Below are 18,802 nucleotides of genomic sequence, written 5' to 3' on the forward strand. Positions count from 1 at the left end.
CTGGGTAGCTATGTGTGGCCGGGATAAGTGCTGAAAGCATCTAAGCATGAAGCCCCCCTCAAGATGAGATTTCCCATTACGCAAGTAAGTAAGATCCCTCAAAGACGATGAGGTAGATAGGTTCGAGGTGGAAGCGCGGTGACGTGTGCAGCTGACGAATACTAATCGATCGAGGACTTAACCAAAATGAATTTGAATGGTTTTCAATGACCCGTTTATCCAGTTTTGAGTGAACAAACACTCAAAAAAGTCTAGTGATAATGGCAAAGAGGTCACACCCGTTCCCATACCGAACACGGAAGTTAAGCTCTTTAGCGCCGATGGTAGTTGGGGGTTTCCCCCTGTGAGAGTAGGACGTCGCTAGGCAAAGTACGAAACCGGTACCTTCCGAGGTATCGGTTTTTTTGTGTTGTATTTTAAGTTTAGTACGAAGGTGTGCGAGAAAGAGGAGGAACAAAGAGTTCGAGGAAACAAAGGGATGAGACTCGGAGCGTATAATATACGCGAGACTCGAAGACCTGCGGTTGACGAAGAAATCTGCCGTTCATCGTCTTTCGCAGCCTAGCACCGATGGTAGTTGGGGGCACCCCCTGTGAGAGTAGGACGTCGCTAGGCAAATAAGAAACCGATACCTTTCGAGGTATCGGTTTTTTTGTGCTGTTTATTAAGTTTAATACGAAGGTGTGCGAGAAAGAGGAGGAACAAAGAGTTCGAGGAAACAAAGGGAAGAGACTCGGAGCGTATAATATACGCGAGACTCGAAGACCTGCGGTTGACGAAGAAATCTGCCGTTCATCGTCTTTCGCAGCCTAGCGCCGATGGTAGTTGGGGGCGCCCCCTATGAGAGCTGATACTTTCCGAGATGTCGGTTTTTTTTGTGTTGTTTTTTAATGGTTTGAACAGGAGCGCAGCGAAAATAGAACTAATAGGGGGTTAAGAGTAATGGAAACCAAATTCTTAAATTAGGATCCATGACGCTGACTCTTCATGAATCTTTTCTGTTGGTGGAAGGTTTATATTATGGGAAGTAGGATTGAACGGGTGAATTGATTCAACAAGTCAACTTACCAGTGAGATGAGTTTGAACGAGAAATACTTCAAACTGAGCGATAAATTATCAATCACATATATAAGAAGAGATATTTTGTTTCAGTGGTGGTCAACTTAACTTGGTGTATGAGATAACAGTGCAATGGCCGTCGGTGATTGTCCATCTTGTTGTATAATAAAGCTATATGAAAAAGTGTGAGGGATTAGATATGAAGGAACGTCCAATAGTAGAAGCGATGCAATGTTTTTATGAAAATCAAAATAGCTCGTTTCATGTTCCTGGACATAAACATGGGGCATTGTCCGAATTGCCGCGTGCTTTTAAAGATGTAATGAGGTTTGATTACACAGAGCTCAGTGGACTTGATGATTATCATCATCCGGAAGAAGTCATCGCGGAGGCACAAGATTTATTGGCAAAAACCTACGGAGCGCAACATAGTTATTTTCTGGTGAATGGCTCTACCGTGGGAAATTTGGCGATGGTGTATGCAACTTGTGGGGTAGGAGATCGAGTACTGGTGCAAAGGAATGCTCACAAGTCGGTATTCCATGCACTTGAGCTGGTAGGTGCACAACCCGTGTTTTTAACACCTCAATGGGATGAGGCTACCTATACGCCATCACACGTCAGCTTTTCTACTGTAGCTGCGGCTATCGACTATTATCCAGATGCAAAAGCAATTATTTTAACTCACCCTACTTATTATGGCGTGACGAATTCTGAAATGATTGAAACCATTCAGTTGGCGCATGAACACGGAATTCCCGTCCTAGTTGACGAAGCACATGGGGCGCATTTTATTGGAAAAGGCAAATTTCCGATGTCCGCAATTGAAATGGGCGCAGATGTGGTTGTACAGTCCGCTCATAAAACACTGCCGGCATTGACCATGGGTTCATTTCTTCATATCAACTCAAATCGAGTGGCAAATGATAGAGTGAATCGCTATTTGCGTATGCTTCAATCCAGCAGTCCCTCGTATCTATTACTCGCATCCTTGGATGATGCCCGACATTATATCGGAACGTATGCGCATGAAGATCATCAGCTGTTTATCAAGTCACGAAATCAGTTCGTGGATGGGTTAAAGACGATTCCTTGTCTTGAAGTTATTGAAGTTGATGATCCACTGAAGTTACTTTTACGGGTATCCCATTTGACTGGCTTCAGCTTGCAAAAACAATTGGAGCACCAGGGAATCTATGTAGAACTAGCGGACCCCGAGCAAGTTTTAATGATCTTGCCTTTATTAAAAGCTAGACATCACTTCCCGTTTGCAGAAATACGAAGGAAGATAAAATCTGCTGTTGAAAAATGTTCTAAACAGCAAAGAGATAAAGTGGAAATTGATTATTCGCATGATATAGAAGCGCTATCAACTTTAGCCGTTTCATATAAAGAGTTACAGACGGCAGAAAATGAATGGATTTCATTTACGAAAACTACCGGACGAATCTGTACGGGAATGGTTATTCCGTATCCACCCGGTATTCCTTTGTTTGTTCGTGGGGAGAAAATTACAACTAATAAATTGAAAATGCTTGCAGATTATTTAGCGAGTGGTGCAACGATTCAAGGTGAGCATGATTTGAGCCGAAAACAGTTGCTTGTCTTGAAGGAGGAAAAAGAATGAACAACCAAGGATTTTTTATTACAATTGAGGGACCAGAAGGTGCAGGAAAAACAACTGTGATGGGTGATGTTGTTGCACAATTAACGAATGAGGGATACGAGATTGTATCAACACGTGAGCCGGGTGGTATCCGCATATCAGAACATATACGTGAAGTCATATTAAATAACGATTACACGGAGATGGATGGCCGTACAGAAGCACTATTGTATGCCGCGGCGAGAAGACAACACTTGGTGGAAAAAATCACGCCTGCATTAAATGAAAATAAAATCGTTTTATGTGATCGATTTATTGATGCATCTCTTGCTTACCAAGGTCACGCCCGCGGGTTGGGAATTGACGAAGTACTTTCCATCAATGAGTTTGCAATTGGCAAGTTAATGCCCAACCTAACATTATTGTTTGATTTGGAACCTTCATTGGGTCTAAAAAGGATTGCAAAGCATGATGAAAGGGAAAAGAATAGACTAGACGCTGAAAATTTGGCATTTCATGAAGCAGTAAGAGAAGGTTACCAGGAAGTCATCAAACGATATCCAGAACGAATACATGTGGTGGATGCTTCCAAATCACAGGAAGAAGTAACGGAATACGTACTGAATGTTCTGAAAAATTATCTTGCTTCACGTATGAAATGAATAAACTTTTCATGTTATAATAGTAGGAAGAACTTCTGGAAAAGGGGCCGAGTTGATGAAGCTTATAGTGGCTGTGGTGCAAGATCAAGATAGTAACCGTTTATCAAACGCACTTACGAAAGGTGACTTTCGTGCAACCAAATTAGCAAGTACTGGTGGTTTTTTACGATCAGGAAATACGACGTTTTTAATCGGTACCGATGACGAATTAATTCCGAAAGCACTTGATTTAATCCGTGATAATTGTCGTTCTCGTGAGCAGATGGTTGCTCCGGTATCGCCAATGGGCGGTAATGCTGACTCATACATTCCTTATCCAGTAGAAGTTGAAGTGGGTGGCGCAACAGTATTTGTGCTTCCGATTGAACAGTTCCATCATTTTTAAATTTTAGTACTGCATTTATGAATCAATTTTATTTAGCTACACACGAAAAATCCCGTGTTTTCCGGATGTCCGGAGCACGGGTTTTTTCAAAAAGAAAGGGTGAGCAACTTCATGGATGCAAACCAAAAAGATGTCATACAGTTACAGCCAGTTGTAATGAAACAACTCCAAACGGTTTTTCAGAAAAATCGTGTTGCTCATGCATATCTTTTTGAAGGAGCAAAAGGAACTGGCAAAGTAGCGGTCATGCGCGCTTTTGTGAAATTATTATTATGTGAACAACCCGTACAAAATGTTTCATGTGAAACGTGCCGAGGGTGCAGAAGATTTGAATCTGGCAACCATCCTAACTTTATTCAAATTGAGCCGGATGGACAAGATATCAAAAAAGATCAAATGCTCCAGTTGATATATGAGATGAATAAAACAGGCCTTGAAGCTGGCCGTAAAATATACGTGCTCCACAGGGCAGATCGCTTAAACGCATCTGCTGCGAATACATTGCTCAAATTTTTAGAAGAACCTGAAGGTCTAATTACAGCGATTTTGTTAACGGAAAAACCACATGCGATTTTACCGACAATTCGATCGCGTAGTCAAATTATTTCTTTCCCTGCTATTCCTTATGAAGAACGGGTGAAAGTACTGATAGATCAAGGCTTGACTGCGTCTATGGCGGCAACAGTTTCCATGTTGACGAATGATTTGGAAGAATCTTTACAATTGGCAAAAGATGAGCAGTTTGCACAGGTTCGAAAAACAGTGTTAAGATTAGTAGAGGCAGTCGAATCTAATGTACATGAAGCGATGTTGACCGTACATGAAGATTGGTTACCTTTGTTAAAAGAAAAAGAAGAAACAGAACAGGCATTGGATTTGCTTTTATTCGCATACCGCGATTTAGTATCAGTCAAGGCCAAAAGTGATTCAGCCTACGCGTATCCAGATTTTTTGCCCTTTTATCAACAACGTGCCCTTCATACTACGTATGAGCACTTGTCCAATAAAATAGAGGCCATATTAAAAGCGAAGCAACAACTGCATCGCAATATGAATCGGACGCTGTTAATGGAACAGTTAATGCTGAATCTTCAGGAGGGGTTTTCGTTTGTATAACGTGGTAGGTGTCCGCTTTAAGAAAGCGGGTAAAATATATTATTTTGATCCAGCTGATTTTCCTTTAGAGAAAGATCAGTATGTTATAGTTGAGACAGCTAGAGGGGTAGAATACGGGAAGGTCGTCGTTCCTGTAAAGCAAGTTGAAGAACACGATGTGGTTTTGCCACTTAAGCAAGTTGTACGTCCGGCTGATGAGCGTGATCGCCATCAAGTGGAAGAGAACCAACTTGAATCGCAACAGGCATTTGAGCTTGGAACAGAGAAGATTGTTGAACACACACTTGATATGAAGCTGGTCGATGTAGAGTATACATTTGATCGAAATAAAATCATTTTTTATTTCACGGCTGAAGGTCGAGTGGACTTCCGTGATTTGGTGAAAGATTTAGCTTCTGTTTTCAGAACTCGAATCGAGTTACGTCAAATCGGGGTTCGAGACGAAGCAAAAATGCTTGGTGGAATCGGACCATGTGGTCGTATGTTGTGCTGTTCTACATTTTTAGGTGATTTTGAACCTGTTTCAATCAAAATGGCCAAAGATCAAAACCTTTCTCTAAACCCATCAAAAATTTCGGGTTTATGTGGTCGATTGATGTGCTGTTTGAAATACGAAAATGATGAGTATGAAACAGCAAAAGAGTTAATGCCCGATATGGGTGCGCGAATTTCCACACCAGATGGCAAAGGAAAAGTCGTCGGAATTAATTTGCTGGAACGCGTGATGCAAGTTGAATTAGCTGAGCAACAACGTGTGCTTGACTATACATTAGAAGAAATTCAACAATATGCAGAAAACCAAGTGTAATGGACTGAACAACGAGGTGATGTACGTGAAAGATCGTAATTTTTTGGATACGGTCATGGAGTTTGAACAGCAACTGGAATCTTTGCAAGGGCAGTTCCATGCACTTAAAGAGTTCGTGGCATTGATGATGGAAGAACATCAGTCTTTGCAGCAAGAAAACTTCCTTCTTCGAACGCGACTGGATGAAATTCATGCAGCGGAAGAAGAAGTCCTGAAGCAGAACGAACTAAATGCAAAAAAATTAAGCCGGCTTGATATTGGAGAAGGTTACGATAACTTGGCACGATTATATCAAGAAGGATTCCATGTGTGTCATGTGCACTTTGGAAGCTCACGTAAAGGTGAAGATTGTTTATTTTGCCTTTCTTTTTTAAATAAACAAAACGGGTGATGAAAGACTGATTCCACTTATTCAAGTGGATGTCGGTCTTTTGTTATGTCGGAGGGTTAACCAATGGAAATCGACTTACAAGATGATGAAAGACTAGACTATTTGCTTGCAGAAGAACTACGGATTATTCAGAGTCCGTCCGTTTTTTCATTTTCACTCGATGCGGTCCTGCTTGCAAAATTTACGTATGTACCGATTAAACAAGGGTCTATCGTCGATTTGTGTTCAGGAAACGGCGTCATTCCTTTATTTTTAAGTGCACGGACGAAAGCCAAGATAACAGGTGTAGAATTACAGGAACGATTGGCTGATATGGCCAAGAGAAGCGTTAGTTATAATCAATTGAATGAACAAATTACTATTGTTGAAGGGGATGTAAAAACGATTCCAAAAGAGTTAGGAATTGAAAAGTATGATGTGGTGACGTGCAATCCTCCATATTTTCCTGCCCATGAAGCAAGTAATAAAAACTTGAAAGAGCATTTAGCGATAGCCCGTCATGAACTTTATTTAACGTTAGACGAAGCGGTTCAATCTGCAAGTCAGCTGTTAAAACAAGGTGGAAAAGCGGCATTTGTACATCGACCTGGCAGATTGTTGGACATTGTTACTGCGATGAGAGCCAATCGACTGGAGCCGAAACGCATTCGCTTTGTTTATCCGAAAGAAGGCAAAGAAGCGAATACCTTGTTAATAGAAGGAATCAAAGATGGAAAACCTGATTTAAAAATTCTTCCCCCTTTATATGTGTACGATGAAAAAGGTGTATATACAGAAGAAGTGCGTGAGATGCTTTATGGAAAGAACTAATGAGCATGTTTTTTATGTATTGGAATGTGCTGACGGTTCCTATTATGCCGGCTATACCAACGATTTAACAAAACGTGTAAATGTTCATAATAGCGGCAAAGGAGCCAAGTATACCCGAGCAAGACGACCGGTCTCTTGTATTTATCAGGAAGTATTCGAAACGAAACAACTGGCGATGAAAGCGGAGTATGCATTTAAACAATTAAAGAAAAGTGACAAAATAGATTATATGGCAAATGGGATGAGAGGTGAACAGTAATGCACGCACAAAAGAGTTTTTCAGGACAATCTTCTACTGGTATTTTATATTTGGTGGCGACACCTATTGGAAACTTGGAGGATATGACCGTTCGTGCGATTCGAATGATGAAAGAAGCGGATTATATTGCTGCGGAAGATACACGTAATACGAAAAAACTGTGTAACTACTTTGAAATTGATACACCGCTTATCAGCTACCATGAACATAACTTGGAATATGGTGGGGACAAGCTTTTAGAGCTTCTGCGAAAAGGAAAGAATATTGCACTTGTCAGTGATGCCGGCTTACCGTGCATTTCAGATCCGGGAGCAGATATTGTGGCAAAGGCAGTAGCGGAGAATTTATCCGTGGTGCCAATTCCTGGTGCGAATGCTGCATTGAGTGCGTTAATATCATCTGGACTTTCCACTTTGTCATTTACTTTTTATGGTTTCCTTCCGAGGCAAAAGAAAGATCGGAAAGCTGCGCTTGAAGACCTTCAATATCACAAAGAAACGATGCTTTTTTATGAAGCTCCACATCGATTAAAGGAAACACTAAGAGATGCTCAACAAATACTGGGATCTTCGCGAAAAGTGGTCTTGGCTCGAGAAGTTACGAAGAAGTTCGAAGAGTTTGTAAGAGGAACTTTAGAAGAAGCAGTGGCTTGGGTAGAGAGTGAAGACGTGCGTGGAGAATTTGTATTGGTTATCGATGGTTCTAAAGAAGAAAATCCTGAAAAAATGGAAAAATGGTGGTTGAATTTATCCATAACTGAGCATGTTAACCATGTAATGGATAATCAAATGCTTTCTTCAAAAGAAGCCATTAAAGTCGTGGCCAAGGAAAGAGATTTACCAAAGCGGGATGTTTATCAGCAGTATCATATTGAAGCATAAAAAATCCGGAGTGACGTATTGTCGCTCCGGATTTTGAAATTATTTAGTAAGATTAGATTGAATTTCTTTTACCAATAAGTCTGCGCCTTCTGGGCTCAAGATCAGTTTTCCGCCTACTAAACGTAGGTTGTCATCTGATACTTCACCAGTAACAGCACATGTCATGTTTGGTAAATATTTTTTCAAGATGATTTTATCGTCATCCACGTAAATTTCCAATGCGTCTTTTTCAGCAATGCCTAATGTACGGCGAAGCTCTATTGGAATAACTACGCGTCCTAATTCATCAACTTTACGAACGATACCTGTAGATTTCATGAAAAGTACTCCTCCCGAATTATAAAAGTAATTCGTCAAATTTCGACATTTCTTTCTTGTCTGTTATTTATCATACCAACTCCTCCCAAATTCGTCAATAACTATTACTCCCAATTCAAAGTAATAATTGTTAAAAATATGATATTATATAGTTATAATATAATATTTTTGACACAAAATATTTGTTAGTGTCAAGAATATGGCAATAATAGAAAAAAACTGAATTAAAAATGAATGTAATTATTATTCGACAATTTCCGTCAATCTTACAGCATTGAAACAATTCAGGTACTCAGATAGAATAGTATTACTACTTTATGGGCACGAAAGGGCGAATTTAAGTGAACAGTAAAAAAAATTCTTTTTATATTACGACTCCAATTTATTACCCAAGTGGCAAATTCCACATTGGAACTGCATATACAACGGTGGCTTCCGATGCGATGGCTCGCTACAAGCGTTTACGTGGCTTTGATGTTCATTTTTTAACAGGCATGGATGAGCATGGTCAAAAGATTCAGGAGAAAGCGCAAGAAGCTGGAAAAGATCCACAATCATATGTCGATGAAATTGCGGAAGCTTCCAAACAGGTTTGGGACTTGATGCACATTTCCAATGACGATTTTATTCGTACGACTGAACAGCGTCATAAAGATGGCGTTGAAAAGATTTTTCAGTTATTCCTTGATAACGGCGATATTTACAAAGGTGAGTATGAAGGATGGTATTGCACGCCTTGTGAATCTTTCTTTACTGAATCACAATTGGAAAATGGAAACTGTCCGGACTGTGGACGTCCAGTGAAAAAAGTCAAAGAAGAATCATATTTCTTCAATATGAAAAAATATGCTGACCGCTTGCTGAACTATTATGAAAATAATGTGGAATTTATTGAACCTGAGTCCAGAAAAAACGAAATGATTAATAACTTCATCAAACCAGGATTGGAAAATTTATCTGTGTCCCGAACTTCATTTGATTGGGGAATCCGAGTACCTGGAGATGCAAAACATGTCATTTATGTATGGGTAGATGCTTTATCAAACTACATTACAGCTCTCGGGTATAAGTCGGATGATGAATCATTATTTAATAAGTTCTGGCCTGCTGATGTACATGTGGTCGGTAAGGACATTGTGAGATTCCATACAATTTACTGGCCGATTTTCTTGATGGCTTTGGATTTACCGTTACCTAAAAAAGTATTTGCACATGGCTTTATCATGATGAAAGACGGGAAAATGTCGAAGTCAAAAGGCAATGTTGTCACACCGGAACTTTTAGTGAACCGTTATGGATTAGATGCTACTCGTTATTTCTTATTACGTGAGTTACCATTCGGTGCTGATGGTGTCTTTTCACCGGAATCTTTTGTGGAACGTACGAACTATGACTTGGCAAACGACTTAGGAAACTTACTTAATCGTACTGTTTCCATGATGAATAAATATTTTGATGGTGTGATTCCAACAGAAGGAAATGAACCAACAGAATTTGATGCTACTTTACAAGAGCATGCAAAAGAAGTGAAAGAAAAATATGAAGCAAGTATGGAGAAGATGCAGTTCAGTATCGTGTTAAGCGATTTGTGGTCTCTTGTTTCTCGTACGAATAAATATATTGATGAAACACAACCATGGGTATTGGCTAAAGAAGAATCGGATAAACCAAAACTGGCTTCAGTTATGTGGAATTTGGCTGAAAGTCTTCGTAAAATAGCCGTTTACTTACAACCTTTCATGACAAATGCGCCAAAACAAATTGCTGAGCAACTAGGGTTATCTGCAGATGTATTGACATGGGATTCACTTGAAAACACATCAAGCATTGCAACTGGCACTAAAGTGATTGAAAAAGGCGTACCGATTTTCCCAAGGTTAGAAGTGGAAACAGAAATTACGTATATTCAAGAACAAATGCGTGGTCCTGTAAAAGCGGAAGAACCTGAAGTGGTAAAAGAAGAAGTGGCAGAAGTGCCAGAAATCACAATTGATGAATTTTTGAATGTAGATTTACGAGTGGCCACTGTCACAGCTTGTGAAGCAATTCCTAAAGCGGATAAATTATTGAAGCTGCAAGTAGATTTGGGATACGAACAACGTCAGGTTGTATCGGGCATTGCCAAAAGTTACAAGCCTGAAGAATTAGTCGGGCAGAAAGTCATTGTTGTAGCCAACTTAAAACCAGTCAAGCTGCGCGGAGAATTATCGCAAGGAATGATTCTTGCTGGAGAAAAAGACGGTTATTTAACATTGGCAACCGTAGATGAAAAGCTTGAAAATGGTGCGAAAGTAAAATAAAAGAGAATCCCTATAGCCTGTCCAGCATTTGCTGAGCAGGCTTTTTCCTTGTCACTATGAAACGGAACGTGCTATTCTTTGGAAAGTTTAGGTCGTTGGAATCAATGGAAATAAAATACAACTAATTATAATTGCCATTTTCAGGTTATTTAGTCCTGATTGTTATGAAGAACACATGGTTCTGTCGTCAATTTGTTACAAGACAGAGATGTAGGAAATACTTATTAATTCTAAAATAGAAACAGTGAGGCGATTAATCATGTACATAGACACACATGTCCATTTAAATGCAGATCAATACGATGAAGATTTACAACAAGTCATTGAACGGGCACTAGAAGCAAAGGTAAACCACATGGTTGTCATTGGTTTTGACCGTAAAACGATTAAGCGAGCGATTTCGCTAGCGGAACAATATGATTTTATTTATGCAGTTGTTGGCTGGCACCCGGTAGATGCTATTGATTGTACAGATGAAGACTTGCAATGGATTGAGGAATTAGCGGCTCATCCAAAAGTTGTGGCTATTGGTGAGACTGGTTTGGATTACCATTGGGATAAGTCTCCGCATGATGTGCAACAAGAGTTGTTTAGAAAGCAAATTCGTTTGGCACAAAAAGTGAATTTGCCGATTGTCATCCACAACCGTGATGCTACCGAAGATGTCATCCGCATTTTACAGGAAGAACAGGCTGAAAAAACCGGAGGAGTAATGCATTGTTATGGTGGCAGTGTTGAAACCGCTAAAATCTGCATTGATTTAAATTTCATGATTTCCCTTGGGGGTCCCGTGACTTTCAAAAATGCGAAGAAGCCGAAAGAAGTAGCTGCCGAAATTCCTTTGGAGTATTTAATGATTGAAACAGATGCTCCTTACTTGGCACCTCATCCACATAGAGGAAAACGCAATGAACCGGCACTCGTAACACTTGTAGCAGAAGAAATCGCTCGTTTGAAAGATGTTTCAATTGATGAAGTGGCAAGAGCCACGACTGAAAATGCCATAAAATTTTACAAACTACCTGTATAAAAACTGGAACCGTCTCCAATACTTGGACAAAGGAGGAGCTTTCAACCAGAATAGTTTGACTAATTTAGAATGGTTGACAGGCATTTTTGAAATCTATATAATCACACGAGTGATAAGGAGGCGTTTTTCATGTCAAATAATTCCATGAAAAACCTGTTCACCAAAGCATTGAGGAGTAAACAAATAGGAATAGCAGCAATCGCAGTTATCTTAATTGTTTCAGTAATATCAGCCGTTCTTTTCATAGGAACGAAACAAACTGTCGCTTTGACGGTTAATGGTAAACAACAAGAAGTTAACACCCATGCAGATACAGTTGGAGACTTATTAAATGAACAAAACATAAAAGTTTCCGACGCTGATTTAGTGTCACCCTCATTGAACACGAAGATAGAAGAAGGACTTTCTATTAAGTGGGAGCAGGCAAAAAAAATTACGATTACAGTTGATGGGAAAAAACAAACCATCCAAACAACTGCTAATCAAGTTAGTGAAGTTTTAGCAGAAGCAAAGATTGAAGTTTCTGAGCAAGATAAGTTAACACCTGGGCTTGATGCCAAGGTCGGACCCGATACAAACATTGCGATTGAAAAAGCGTTCCAAGTAACGCTCGTAGATGGTGTCAATGAAATGAAGGTTTGGTCCACTTCGACTACGGTCGCTGACTTTTTAAAACAACAAGAGATTCAAATGAATGAATTTGATCGTGTCGAACAAAGAATGGATGAACTAGTGATTCCAAACGATGTTATACAAGTCGTTCGCGTAGAAAAAGTCACCGATGTAGTGGAAGCAGCAACGAATTTCGCTGTGGAAACACGTAAAGATAAGAACCTGTTAAAAGGTAAAGAAAAAGTTGTACAAGAAGGTAAAAAAGGATCCGTTAAACAAACTTATGAAATAATTTCTGAAAACGGGAAACCGGTCGCCCGTATTCTAAAAGGCGAAGAAGTAGTTAGTGATCCAGCCAAGAAAGTCGTGGCTATTGGAACGAAGATTGTTACGGCAAGCGTTTCACGTGGTGCCTCTAGTTCATCAGAACCTAATGGCAAAGAATTTTATGTCTCTGCGACAGCGTATACAGCTTACTGTAATGGCTGTTCTGGAATTACTGCTACAGGTATCGATTTGCGTTCAAACCCTAACTTAAAAGTAATAGCGGTAGATCCAAGTGTTATTGCATTGGGTTCCAAGGTTTGGGTAGAAGGCTATGGTTATGCAGTGGCTGGTGATACTGGTGGAGCGATCAAAGGAATGAAAATTGACTTGTTCATGCCAACAACAGATCAGGCATTTGGATTTGGGCGAAAACAGGTTCGGATTAAAGTATTGGACTAATTTAAATCCAGCTTTCCCATGTATTTTGGGAAAGCTTTTTCTCGTTTAGAGATAACAGAATGAAATTTGCCTCTTGTCGTTAGTGTCGGACTATCTTGGCCTGCTACGCTTTTCTATGTACATTGAATGCGTGCGCAAGTAAAATAGGCAAAGAAGCAGTTGGAAATGAGGCAGTGAATCGTGTTTATTGAAGAAGTAATAGTGGTGGAAGGCAAAGATGATACAACCGCTATTAAGCGTGCTGTGAGAGCGGATACCATCGAAACGAACGGATCTGCCATTTCACCAGAAACCATTCAGCGTATTCAGCATGCGCAAAATAAAAGAGGAGTCATTGTTTTTACAGATCCAGACTACCCCGGTAGACGTATTCGTGCCATTATTGAAGAACAGGTACAGGGTGTAAAGCATGCGTTTTTACCGAAAGAGAAAACCATTGCAAAAAATGGTAAAGGTCTTGGCATAGAGCATGCAGCGGATGAAGATATACGTCAAGCACTATTAAATGTATATACACCTAGAAATACGTTGAACGAAATAAAAGAAATTCCACTTCATCAATTGATGGAAGCCCGATTAATTGGGCATCCTAGTGCTAAAGTGCGTCGCGATAGACTTGGCGAACTTTTGCAGATTGGTTATACGAATGGAAAACAACTACAAAAAAGATTATCAATGTTCCAAATTGAAAGCGAGCAGTTAAAAAAAGCTTTAGCACAATTGGATCAGGAGGGCATACATGAGTAAAGATATTGCAACCCCAAAACGTACACAAGAAATATTAAAAAAATATGGATTTTCCTTTAAAAAGAGTTTAGGTCAAAATTTTTTAATCGATCCGAACGTACTTCATAATATTGTCAGTCATGCAAAGCTGACAAAAGATTCTGCTGCTATTGAAATCGGTCCTGGAATAGGTGCGTTGACAGAGCATTTAGCGCGTAATGCGGGACAAGTGGTTGCATTTGAAATCGATCAACGACTATTACCGGTGTTGGAAGATACGCTTTCTCCGTACGATAACGTAGAAATCGTCCATTCGGATATTTTAAAAGCCAACGTGGCAGAAGTGATGCAGGAAAAACTGGCAGGATACAAGGATGTTATGGTCGTAGCAAACTTACCTTATTATGTAACAACACCTATCTTGATTAAATTATTAATGGAAAAACTGCCGATTCGCGGAATGGTTGTCATGATGCAAAAAGAAGTGGCGGATCGCATCACAGCTTCTCCGAGCACGAAAGCATATGGATCATTGTCGATTGCCATTCAGTATTATATGAAGGCTGAAATTGCCATGACCGTTCCGAAAACAGTATTTATCCCACAACCTAATGTCGATTCAGCTGTCATTAAATTAACTAGACACGAGACGGCACCGGTACATGTTCAGGATGAAGATTTCTTATTCACGGTTTCGCGTTCTTCTTTTGCCCAACGCAGAAAAACCATTCTAAACAATTTGCAGTCACAACTTCCACATGGGAAAGAAAAGAAAGATTTGATTTTAGCTGCACTCGAAGGTGCGAACATAGATCCAACCCGTCGTGGGGAAACATTAACCATTCAAGAGTTCGGGAAATTGGCAGATTTATTGCTTCCAGATTTCAAGGAAACACTGACTTTATAACAAACTCAGCACACTTATTTTAAAAAAAGACAGCTGGATTATACGAAACTTATTGACAAGTGCTTTTGTTCATTGTTAAAATAATAAATTTGGTTGACAAATATTTTTTGATATGGTATGCTTGTTACTAAGTGAGGTGTAAGCGAAATGCCAAAAACTTTAGCTGATATTAAGAAGTCTTTAGATTGTCATTTAGGTAAACGTTTGCAATTAAAAGCAAACGGTGGTCGCAAGAAAACGATTGAACGAGCAGGCGTTTTACGTGAAACGTATCATGCAGTGTTCGTAGTGGATCTTGATCAGGACGAGAACGCTTTCGAGCGTGTGTCTTACAGCTACACAGATATTTTAACTGAAGCAGTAGAAATTACAATTGTTGACGGAATGCAAGAACTTGTAGTCGTCAAATAATCTTTCGCACTTATGTACTTATTTTTTATCAAAACACTCTTGGGTTATATTCCATGAGTGTTTTTTTGTTTTCAGTGCATACTACATTTGTCAGTCCTCAAGAGGAGGAAAAACATGCCACGTAATCGTGTAATGTCAGATCGTCTAAAAGAGGAAATTGCGAAAGAACTTGGATTTTACAATGTCGTTGAGCGTGACGGTTGGGGAGGCATAACTTCTCGGAATGCTGGTAATATGGTAAAGCGAGCTGTTGAAATGGCACAGACCGGATTAATGAACGGGCAAAATCGCTACAAGAAGTAAGTCGCAATGATAATTTCTAATGGGACTGACAAAGGCGGAGCAATCCGCCTTTTTTTCGAATAAAAAGTCAAGCTGATATCTTTTCGAGGCCTCCTTTCCTAAATCACTAGCTGTGGTAAAATAGGGAACAGCAATGAACAGATGAAGGAGGCATAGCCATGCTTTATGTGAAAGCTCCTGCAAAAATTAATTTAACCCTGGATGTCCTACAAAAACGTCCGGATGGCTATCATGAAGTAGAAATGATTATGACAACGGTTGATTTGGCAGATCGTATTGGATTAGAACCGAGAATTGATGGTCAGATTCGTATAATTTCAGCTGACCGATATGTGCCGGATGATCACAGAAACTTAGCCTATCAAGCTGCTAAGTTATTAAAAGATACATATAAGATACAAGAAGGCGTATCGATTACTTTAGAGAAAAAAATACCTGTTGCTGCTGGTCTGGCAGGAGGAAGCAGTGATGCGGCCGCTACTTTAAAGGGATTGAATGAATTATGGGATTTGAAGTTGACTGCTGATCAATTAGCCGAACACGGGGCTAAAATTGGTTCGGATGTTTCGTTCTGTGTTTATGGAGGAACGGCATTGGCCACTGGTAGAGGAGAACAGATTCAGGAATTGCCGGCCCCGCCAAACTGCTGGATTATATTAGCTAAACCTTCGATAGGTGTATCGACGGCAGATGTCTACGGAAGTCTGAAAGTTAATGAAGTGGCCCATCCCAATACAAAAGAAATGATTCGTGCAATTCGTGAGAAAGATTATGTATTAATGTGTAATACTATGGGAAATGCATTGGAATCAGTTACGTTAAAAATGCATCCAGAGGTCTCCATGATCAAAGAACACATGATGAAATTTGGAGCAGATGCGGTATTAATGAGTGGTAGTGGTCCAACAGTATTTGGCGTAGTTCAACACGAGTCCAGAGTGAATAGAATCTATAATGGTTTAAGAGGCTTTTGTGACGAAGTGTATGCAGTCAGATTGTTGGGAGAGCGAGATGCACTTGCCTAAAACCGTATATTTGTTTAAACTTACGTATAAATCATTCGTGTTTAGGAGTGTGGCCAATGAAGTGGAAACGCAGTGAGCGACTCGTTGATATGACTCATTATTTGTTAGACCATCCCCAACAGTTAATTCCATTAACATTGTTTGCGGATATGTACCAATCTGCTAAATCTTCAATAAGTGAAGATTTGACCATTGTGAAAGAAACGTTCGAAGAAAAAGGCATCGGCTTGTTAATGACAGTCCCAGGGGCCGCTGGCGGGGTTAAGTATATTCCAAGTATGCGTGATGAGGCGGTTCGTGAAGTCATTAAAGACTTTATGGACGAGCTTGGTCACTCAGACCGTTTGTTACCTGGTGGGTATTTATTTATGACGGATTTACTTGGAAATCCTGAACTGATGAATCGTGTAGGAAAAGTATTTGCTTCAGCGTTTGCCAAACAACCAATCGATGTCATTATGACCGTGGCGACAAAAGGGATTCCGATTGCTCATGCCATTGCTCGTCATTTAAATGTACCTGTTGTGGTCGTACGTCGAGATAGCAAAGTTACGGAAGGTTCTACTGTCAGCATTAACTATGTTTCTGGATCTTCACGTCGTATCCAGACGATGGTGTTGTCAAAACGCAGTATGAAGAGTGGACAACGCGTTCTTATTACGGACGACTTCATGAAAGTCGGCGGTACAATGAATGGCATGAAAAACTTACTTGAAGAATTCAATTGCCAATTAGCAGGTGTTGCCGTATTAGTTGAAGCGGAGCACGCCGACGAACAGTTAATTGAAAATTATTTATCACTTGTAAAACTGCATGAAGTAAATGAAAAAGATCGTACGATTGCTTTAACAGAAGGTAATTATTTTTCGAAAGGTGGAAATGAATAATGAAAGCAGTATCGACAACTAAAGCACCAGCAGCAATAGGACCATACGTTCAAGGAATGATTGTAAACGGCATGTTTTATAGTTCGGGCCAAATTCCATTGACAGCTGAAGGGAATATGGTGGAAGGCTCAATTACAGAACAAACTCACCAAGTTTTCGCAAATTTAAAAGCTGTACTTGAAGAAGCGGGATCATCTTTACAACAAGTGGTGAAGACAACTGTCTTCATTAAGAATATGAATGACTTTGTTGTATTCAACGAAATATATGGTCAGCATTTTGGTGAACATAAACCCGCACGTTCCACTGTTGAAGTGGCACGTTTGCCGAAAGATGCACAAGTGGAAATAGAGGTTATCGCGTTAATTTCATAAGATATTTTCGAGCCATAGAGATATTTTCTATGGTTCTTTTATTGCCCTCTTAAATATTTTAAAAATTCAATTAAAAAAGAAGGGAAAATATGATAAATGTAGAATATAGTTGTCAGAGACTGTAAGGCAACTAAGAAGAAAGGTGGTGAGACAATGGAAGTAACTGATGTAAGATTACGTCGAGTACAAACCGATGGCCGCATGCGTGCCATTGCTTCCATCACACTAGACAGCGAGTTTGTCGTTCATGATATTCGTGTCATTGACGGTAATACAGGGCTATTTGTGGCCATGCCAAGTAAACGGACACCAGATGGAGAATTTCGAGATATTGCACACCCGATTAATTCTGGGACACGTACAAAAATTCAAGAAGCTGTATTGAACGCTTACGAGGAGTCTAGCGAAGAAGACATGATTCCCTATGAAGAAGCAGGAGCTTAATAGATTAGATTAAGAGACTTGTCATGTCGTATGATAGGTTTCTTTTTTTGTAATAACATTAATCAATCTCTCTTTTGATGACGGCGTCCATGCTATTGCTCTGACGATGTCATCTAGTATTTTGATTTCAAATGGATTGGCCATCAAGGTAATAGGAGACTAAACTTCCTCTCTAAATTCTCTATGTACGTCATGCAAAATGTGAAAGAGAAGTGAAATAGCAAGAAAAGGACTTCCACCTTAGGGTGAGAAGTCCTTTCAGACTGTAGACAAACAAAAAATGAGTGAATATAACTGTATACTATTGAAAAAGAGCCTATGCAAGAAAATGTTGATYTCCATTGCGGCGGACGCGTTTCGCGGGCACGGCTTCAGTCTCCTCGTCACTAGAAAAACCGGTGCTCCTGTTTCTGCATCGCTCTGCTAGCTTCGAAACATGAAAGTRCGTTGCATCGCTTCGCTAGCTTCGTCGCAAACGAATAGTGCAACTTACATTTGCACTATTCGTTTCCTGCGGGKYCTTCAGCTMGTGCTGTTCCCGCTGAAAAGATTGGGACCAAAGGCAATTTGGTCCTAATCTTTGCGACGAGTAACCGCAGGAGCAGTTGTTTTCCACCGCCTCCACTCCTATCAAAAGAAATTGCTTTTGTAAGCGTGTCTCTGCAAAATATTTAAGTTGGAAGGTGGTTGGCTATTTCTGAAGACTCCTGCGGAAAAACGAAACAAGCTAGACCCCACAGGCTCAGCTGTCATGACAGCTG

The 18,802-nt window shown here is 40.0% G+C and carries 21 protein-coding genes and 2 rRNA genes; 22 read left to right on the top strand and 1 reads right to left on the bottom strand.

All coding sequences use genetic code 11. The features are described 5' to 3' along the window. The 11 genes from AC1DSL_RS11850 to rsmI form a co-directional block, all read left to right on the top strand. Positions 1-185, top strand: a 23S ribosomal RNA gene (locus AC1DSL_RS11850); the annotation flags it as partial. A gap of 65 nt (positions 186-250) precedes the next feature. Continuing rightward, positions 251-366, top strand: a 5S ribosomal RNA gene (gene rrf, locus AC1DSL_RS11855). A gap of 893 nt (positions 367-1,259) precedes the next feature. Further along, on the top strand, positions 1,260-2,687 hold the full coding sequence (locus tag AC1DSL_RS11860) for an aminotransferase class I/II-fold pyridoxal phosphate-dependent enzyme (RefSeq protein ID WP_477532329.1): 1,428 nt from the start codon (positions 1,260-1,262) through the stop codon (positions 2,685-2,687). After that, positions 2,684-3,328, top strand: coding sequence for a dTMP kinase (gene tmk / locus AC1DSL_RS11865; RefSeq protein WP_477532330.1), 645 nt, complete (start codon positions 2,684-2,686; stop codon positions 3,326-3,328). Before AC1DSL_RS11860 ends, tmk begins: the two co-directional genes overlap by 4 nt. 55 nt (positions 3,329-3,383) lie before the next feature. Continuing rightward, entirely contained in the window at positions 3,384-3,713 is a 330-nt protein-coding gene (locus AC1DSL_RS11870; protein WP_016429975.1) for a cyclic-di-AMP receptor, read from the top strand. A 111-nt stretch (positions 3,714-3,824) separates the two neighbouring features. Further along, a complete protein-coding gene (gene holB / locus AC1DSL_RS11875) occupies positions 3,825-4,829 on the top strand; it encodes a DNA polymerase III subunit delta' (RefSeq protein WP_477532331.1) in 1,005 nt (334 codons plus the stop codon). Beyond that, positions 4,822-5,637, top strand: a complete 816-nt coding sequence (locus AC1DSL_RS11880) for a PSP1 domain-containing protein (protein ID WP_016429973.1) — start codon at positions 4,822-4,824, stop codon at positions 5,635-5,637. Before holB ends, AC1DSL_RS11880 begins: the two co-directional genes overlap by 8 nt. Before the next feature lie 25 nt (positions 5,638-5,662). Then, complete coding sequence (yabA, locus tag AC1DSL_RS11885; protein ID WP_016429972.1) at positions 5,663-6,028, top strand: DNA replication initiation control protein YabA; 366 nt, start codon at positions 5,663-5,665, stop codon at positions 6,026-6,028. 63 nt (positions 6,029-6,091) lie between these two features. After that, the gene (locus tag AC1DSL_RS11890) at positions 6,092-6,838 is read left to right on the top strand and encodes a tRNA1(Val) (adenine(37)-N6)-methyltransferase (RefSeq protein WP_016429971.1); all 747 of its coding nucleotides are present in this window, start codon (positions 6,092-6,094) and stop codon (positions 6,836-6,838) included. Beyond that, positions 6,825-7,097 (top strand): GIY-YIG nuclease family protein, encoded by a 273-nt coding sequence (locus AC1DSL_RS11895; protein WP_016429970.1) that lies wholly within the window; start codon positions 6,825-6,827, stop codon positions 7,095-7,097. The genes AC1DSL_RS11890 and AC1DSL_RS11895 overlap by 14 nt, the downstream gene beginning before the upstream one ends. Then, positions 7,097-7,978: a 16S rRNA (cytidine(1402)-2'-O)-methyltransferase gene (gene rsmI / locus AC1DSL_RS11900; RefSeq protein ID WP_342542608.1), complete on the top strand. Its 882-nt coding sequence runs from the start codon at positions 7,097-7,099 to the stop codon at positions 7,976-7,978. Before AC1DSL_RS11895 ends, rsmI begins: the two co-directional genes overlap by 1 nt. A 39-nt stretch (positions 7,979-8,017) precedes the next feature. Here the strand turns inward: rsmI and AC1DSL_RS11905 are convergent, their stop codons facing one another. Further along, positions 8,018-8,296 carry an AbrB/MazE/SpoVT family DNA-binding domain-containing protein gene (locus AC1DSL_RS11905; RefSeq protein ID WP_016429968.1) on the bottom strand — a complete coding sequence of 93 codons (279 nt, stop codon included), beginning with the start codon at positions 8,294-8,296 and terminating at the stop codon, positions 8,018-8,020. 341 nt (positions 8,297-8,637) lie between these two features. Here AC1DSL_RS11905 and metG point away from each other — a divergent pair, with 341 nt between their 5' ends. The 11 genes from metG to spoVG all read left to right on the top strand — a co-directional run bounded on the left by metG (position 8,638) and on the right by spoVG (position 18,041). Then, positions 8,638-10,596 carry a methionine--tRNA ligase gene (metG, locus tag AC1DSL_RS11910; protein ID WP_477532332.1) on the top strand — a complete coding sequence of 653 codons (1,959 nt, stop codon included), beginning with the start codon at positions 8,638-8,640 and terminating at the stop codon, positions 10,594-10,596. A 259-nt stretch (positions 10,597-10,855) separates the two neighbouring features. Next, positions 10,856-11,626: a TatD family hydrolase gene (locus tag AC1DSL_RS11915; RefSeq protein WP_477532333.1), complete on the top strand. Its 771-nt coding sequence runs from the start codon at positions 10,856-10,858 to the stop codon at positions 11,624-11,626. A gap of 129 nt (positions 11,627-11,755) precedes the next feature. After that, positions 11,756-12,964: a ubiquitin-like domain-containing protein gene (locus tag AC1DSL_RS11920; RefSeq protein ID WP_477532334.1), complete on the top strand. Its 1,209-nt coding sequence runs from the start codon at positions 11,756-11,758 to the stop codon at positions 12,962-12,964. Between the two features lie 180 nt (positions 12,965-13,144). Then, a complete protein-coding gene (rnmV, locus tag AC1DSL_RS11925) occupies positions 13,145-13,711 on the top strand; it encodes a ribonuclease M5 (RefSeq protein WP_477532335.1) in 567 nt (188 codons plus the stop codon). After that, positions 13,704-14,597 carry a 16S rRNA (adenine(1518)-N(6)/adenine(1519)-N(6))-dimethyltransferase RsmA gene (gene rsmA, locus AC1DSL_RS11930; RefSeq protein WP_477532336.1) on the top strand — a complete coding sequence of 298 codons (894 nt, stop codon included), beginning with the start codon at positions 13,704-13,706 and terminating at the stop codon, positions 14,595-14,597. Before rnmV ends, rsmA begins: the two co-directional genes overlap by 8 nt. 147 nt (positions 14,598-14,744) lie before the next feature. Beyond that, positions 14,745-15,008, top strand: coding sequence for a biofilm formation stimulator Veg (gene veg, locus AC1DSL_RS11935; RefSeq protein WP_016429962.1), 264 nt, complete (start codon positions 14,745-14,747; stop codon positions 15,006-15,008). Positions 15,009-15,122: 114 nt separating this feature from the next. Continuing rightward, a complete protein-coding gene (locus tag AC1DSL_RS11940; protein WP_016429961.1) occupies positions 15,123-15,311 on the top strand; it encodes a small, acid-soluble spore protein, alpha/beta type in 189 nt (62 codons plus the stop codon). 158 nt (positions 15,312-15,469) lie between these two features. After that, positions 15,470-16,336, top strand: a complete 867-nt coding sequence (ispE, locus tag AC1DSL_RS11945; protein WP_016429960.1) for a 4-(cytidine 5'-diphospho)-2-C-methyl-D-erythritol kinase — start codon at positions 15,470-15,472, stop codon at positions 16,334-16,336. Positions 16,337-16,392: 56 nt separating this feature from the next. Continuing rightward, the gene (gene purR / locus AC1DSL_RS11950) at positions 16,393-17,223 is read left to right on the top strand and encodes a pur operon repressor (RefSeq protein ID WP_342542610.1); all 831 of its coding nucleotides are present in this window, start codon (positions 16,393-16,395) and stop codon (positions 17,221-17,223) included. Then, positions 17,223-17,597 carry a RidA family protein gene (locus AC1DSL_RS11955; RefSeq protein WP_016429958.1) on the top strand — a complete coding sequence of 125 codons (375 nt, stop codon included), beginning with the start codon at positions 17,223-17,225 and terminating at the stop codon, positions 17,595-17,597. Before purR ends, AC1DSL_RS11955 begins: the two co-directional genes overlap by 1 nt. A gap of 153 nt (positions 17,598-17,750) precedes the next feature. Beyond that, positions 17,751-18,041 carry a septation regulator SpoVG gene (gene spoVG / locus AC1DSL_RS11960; protein ID WP_016429957.1) on the top strand — a complete coding sequence of 97 codons (291 nt, stop codon included), beginning with the start codon at positions 17,751-17,753 and terminating at the stop codon, positions 18,039-18,041. The last annotated feature ends 761 nt before the right edge of the window (positions 18,042-18,802 follow it).

The sequence above is a fragment of the Paenisporosarcina sp. P4_D4 genome, assembly GCF_056401835.1.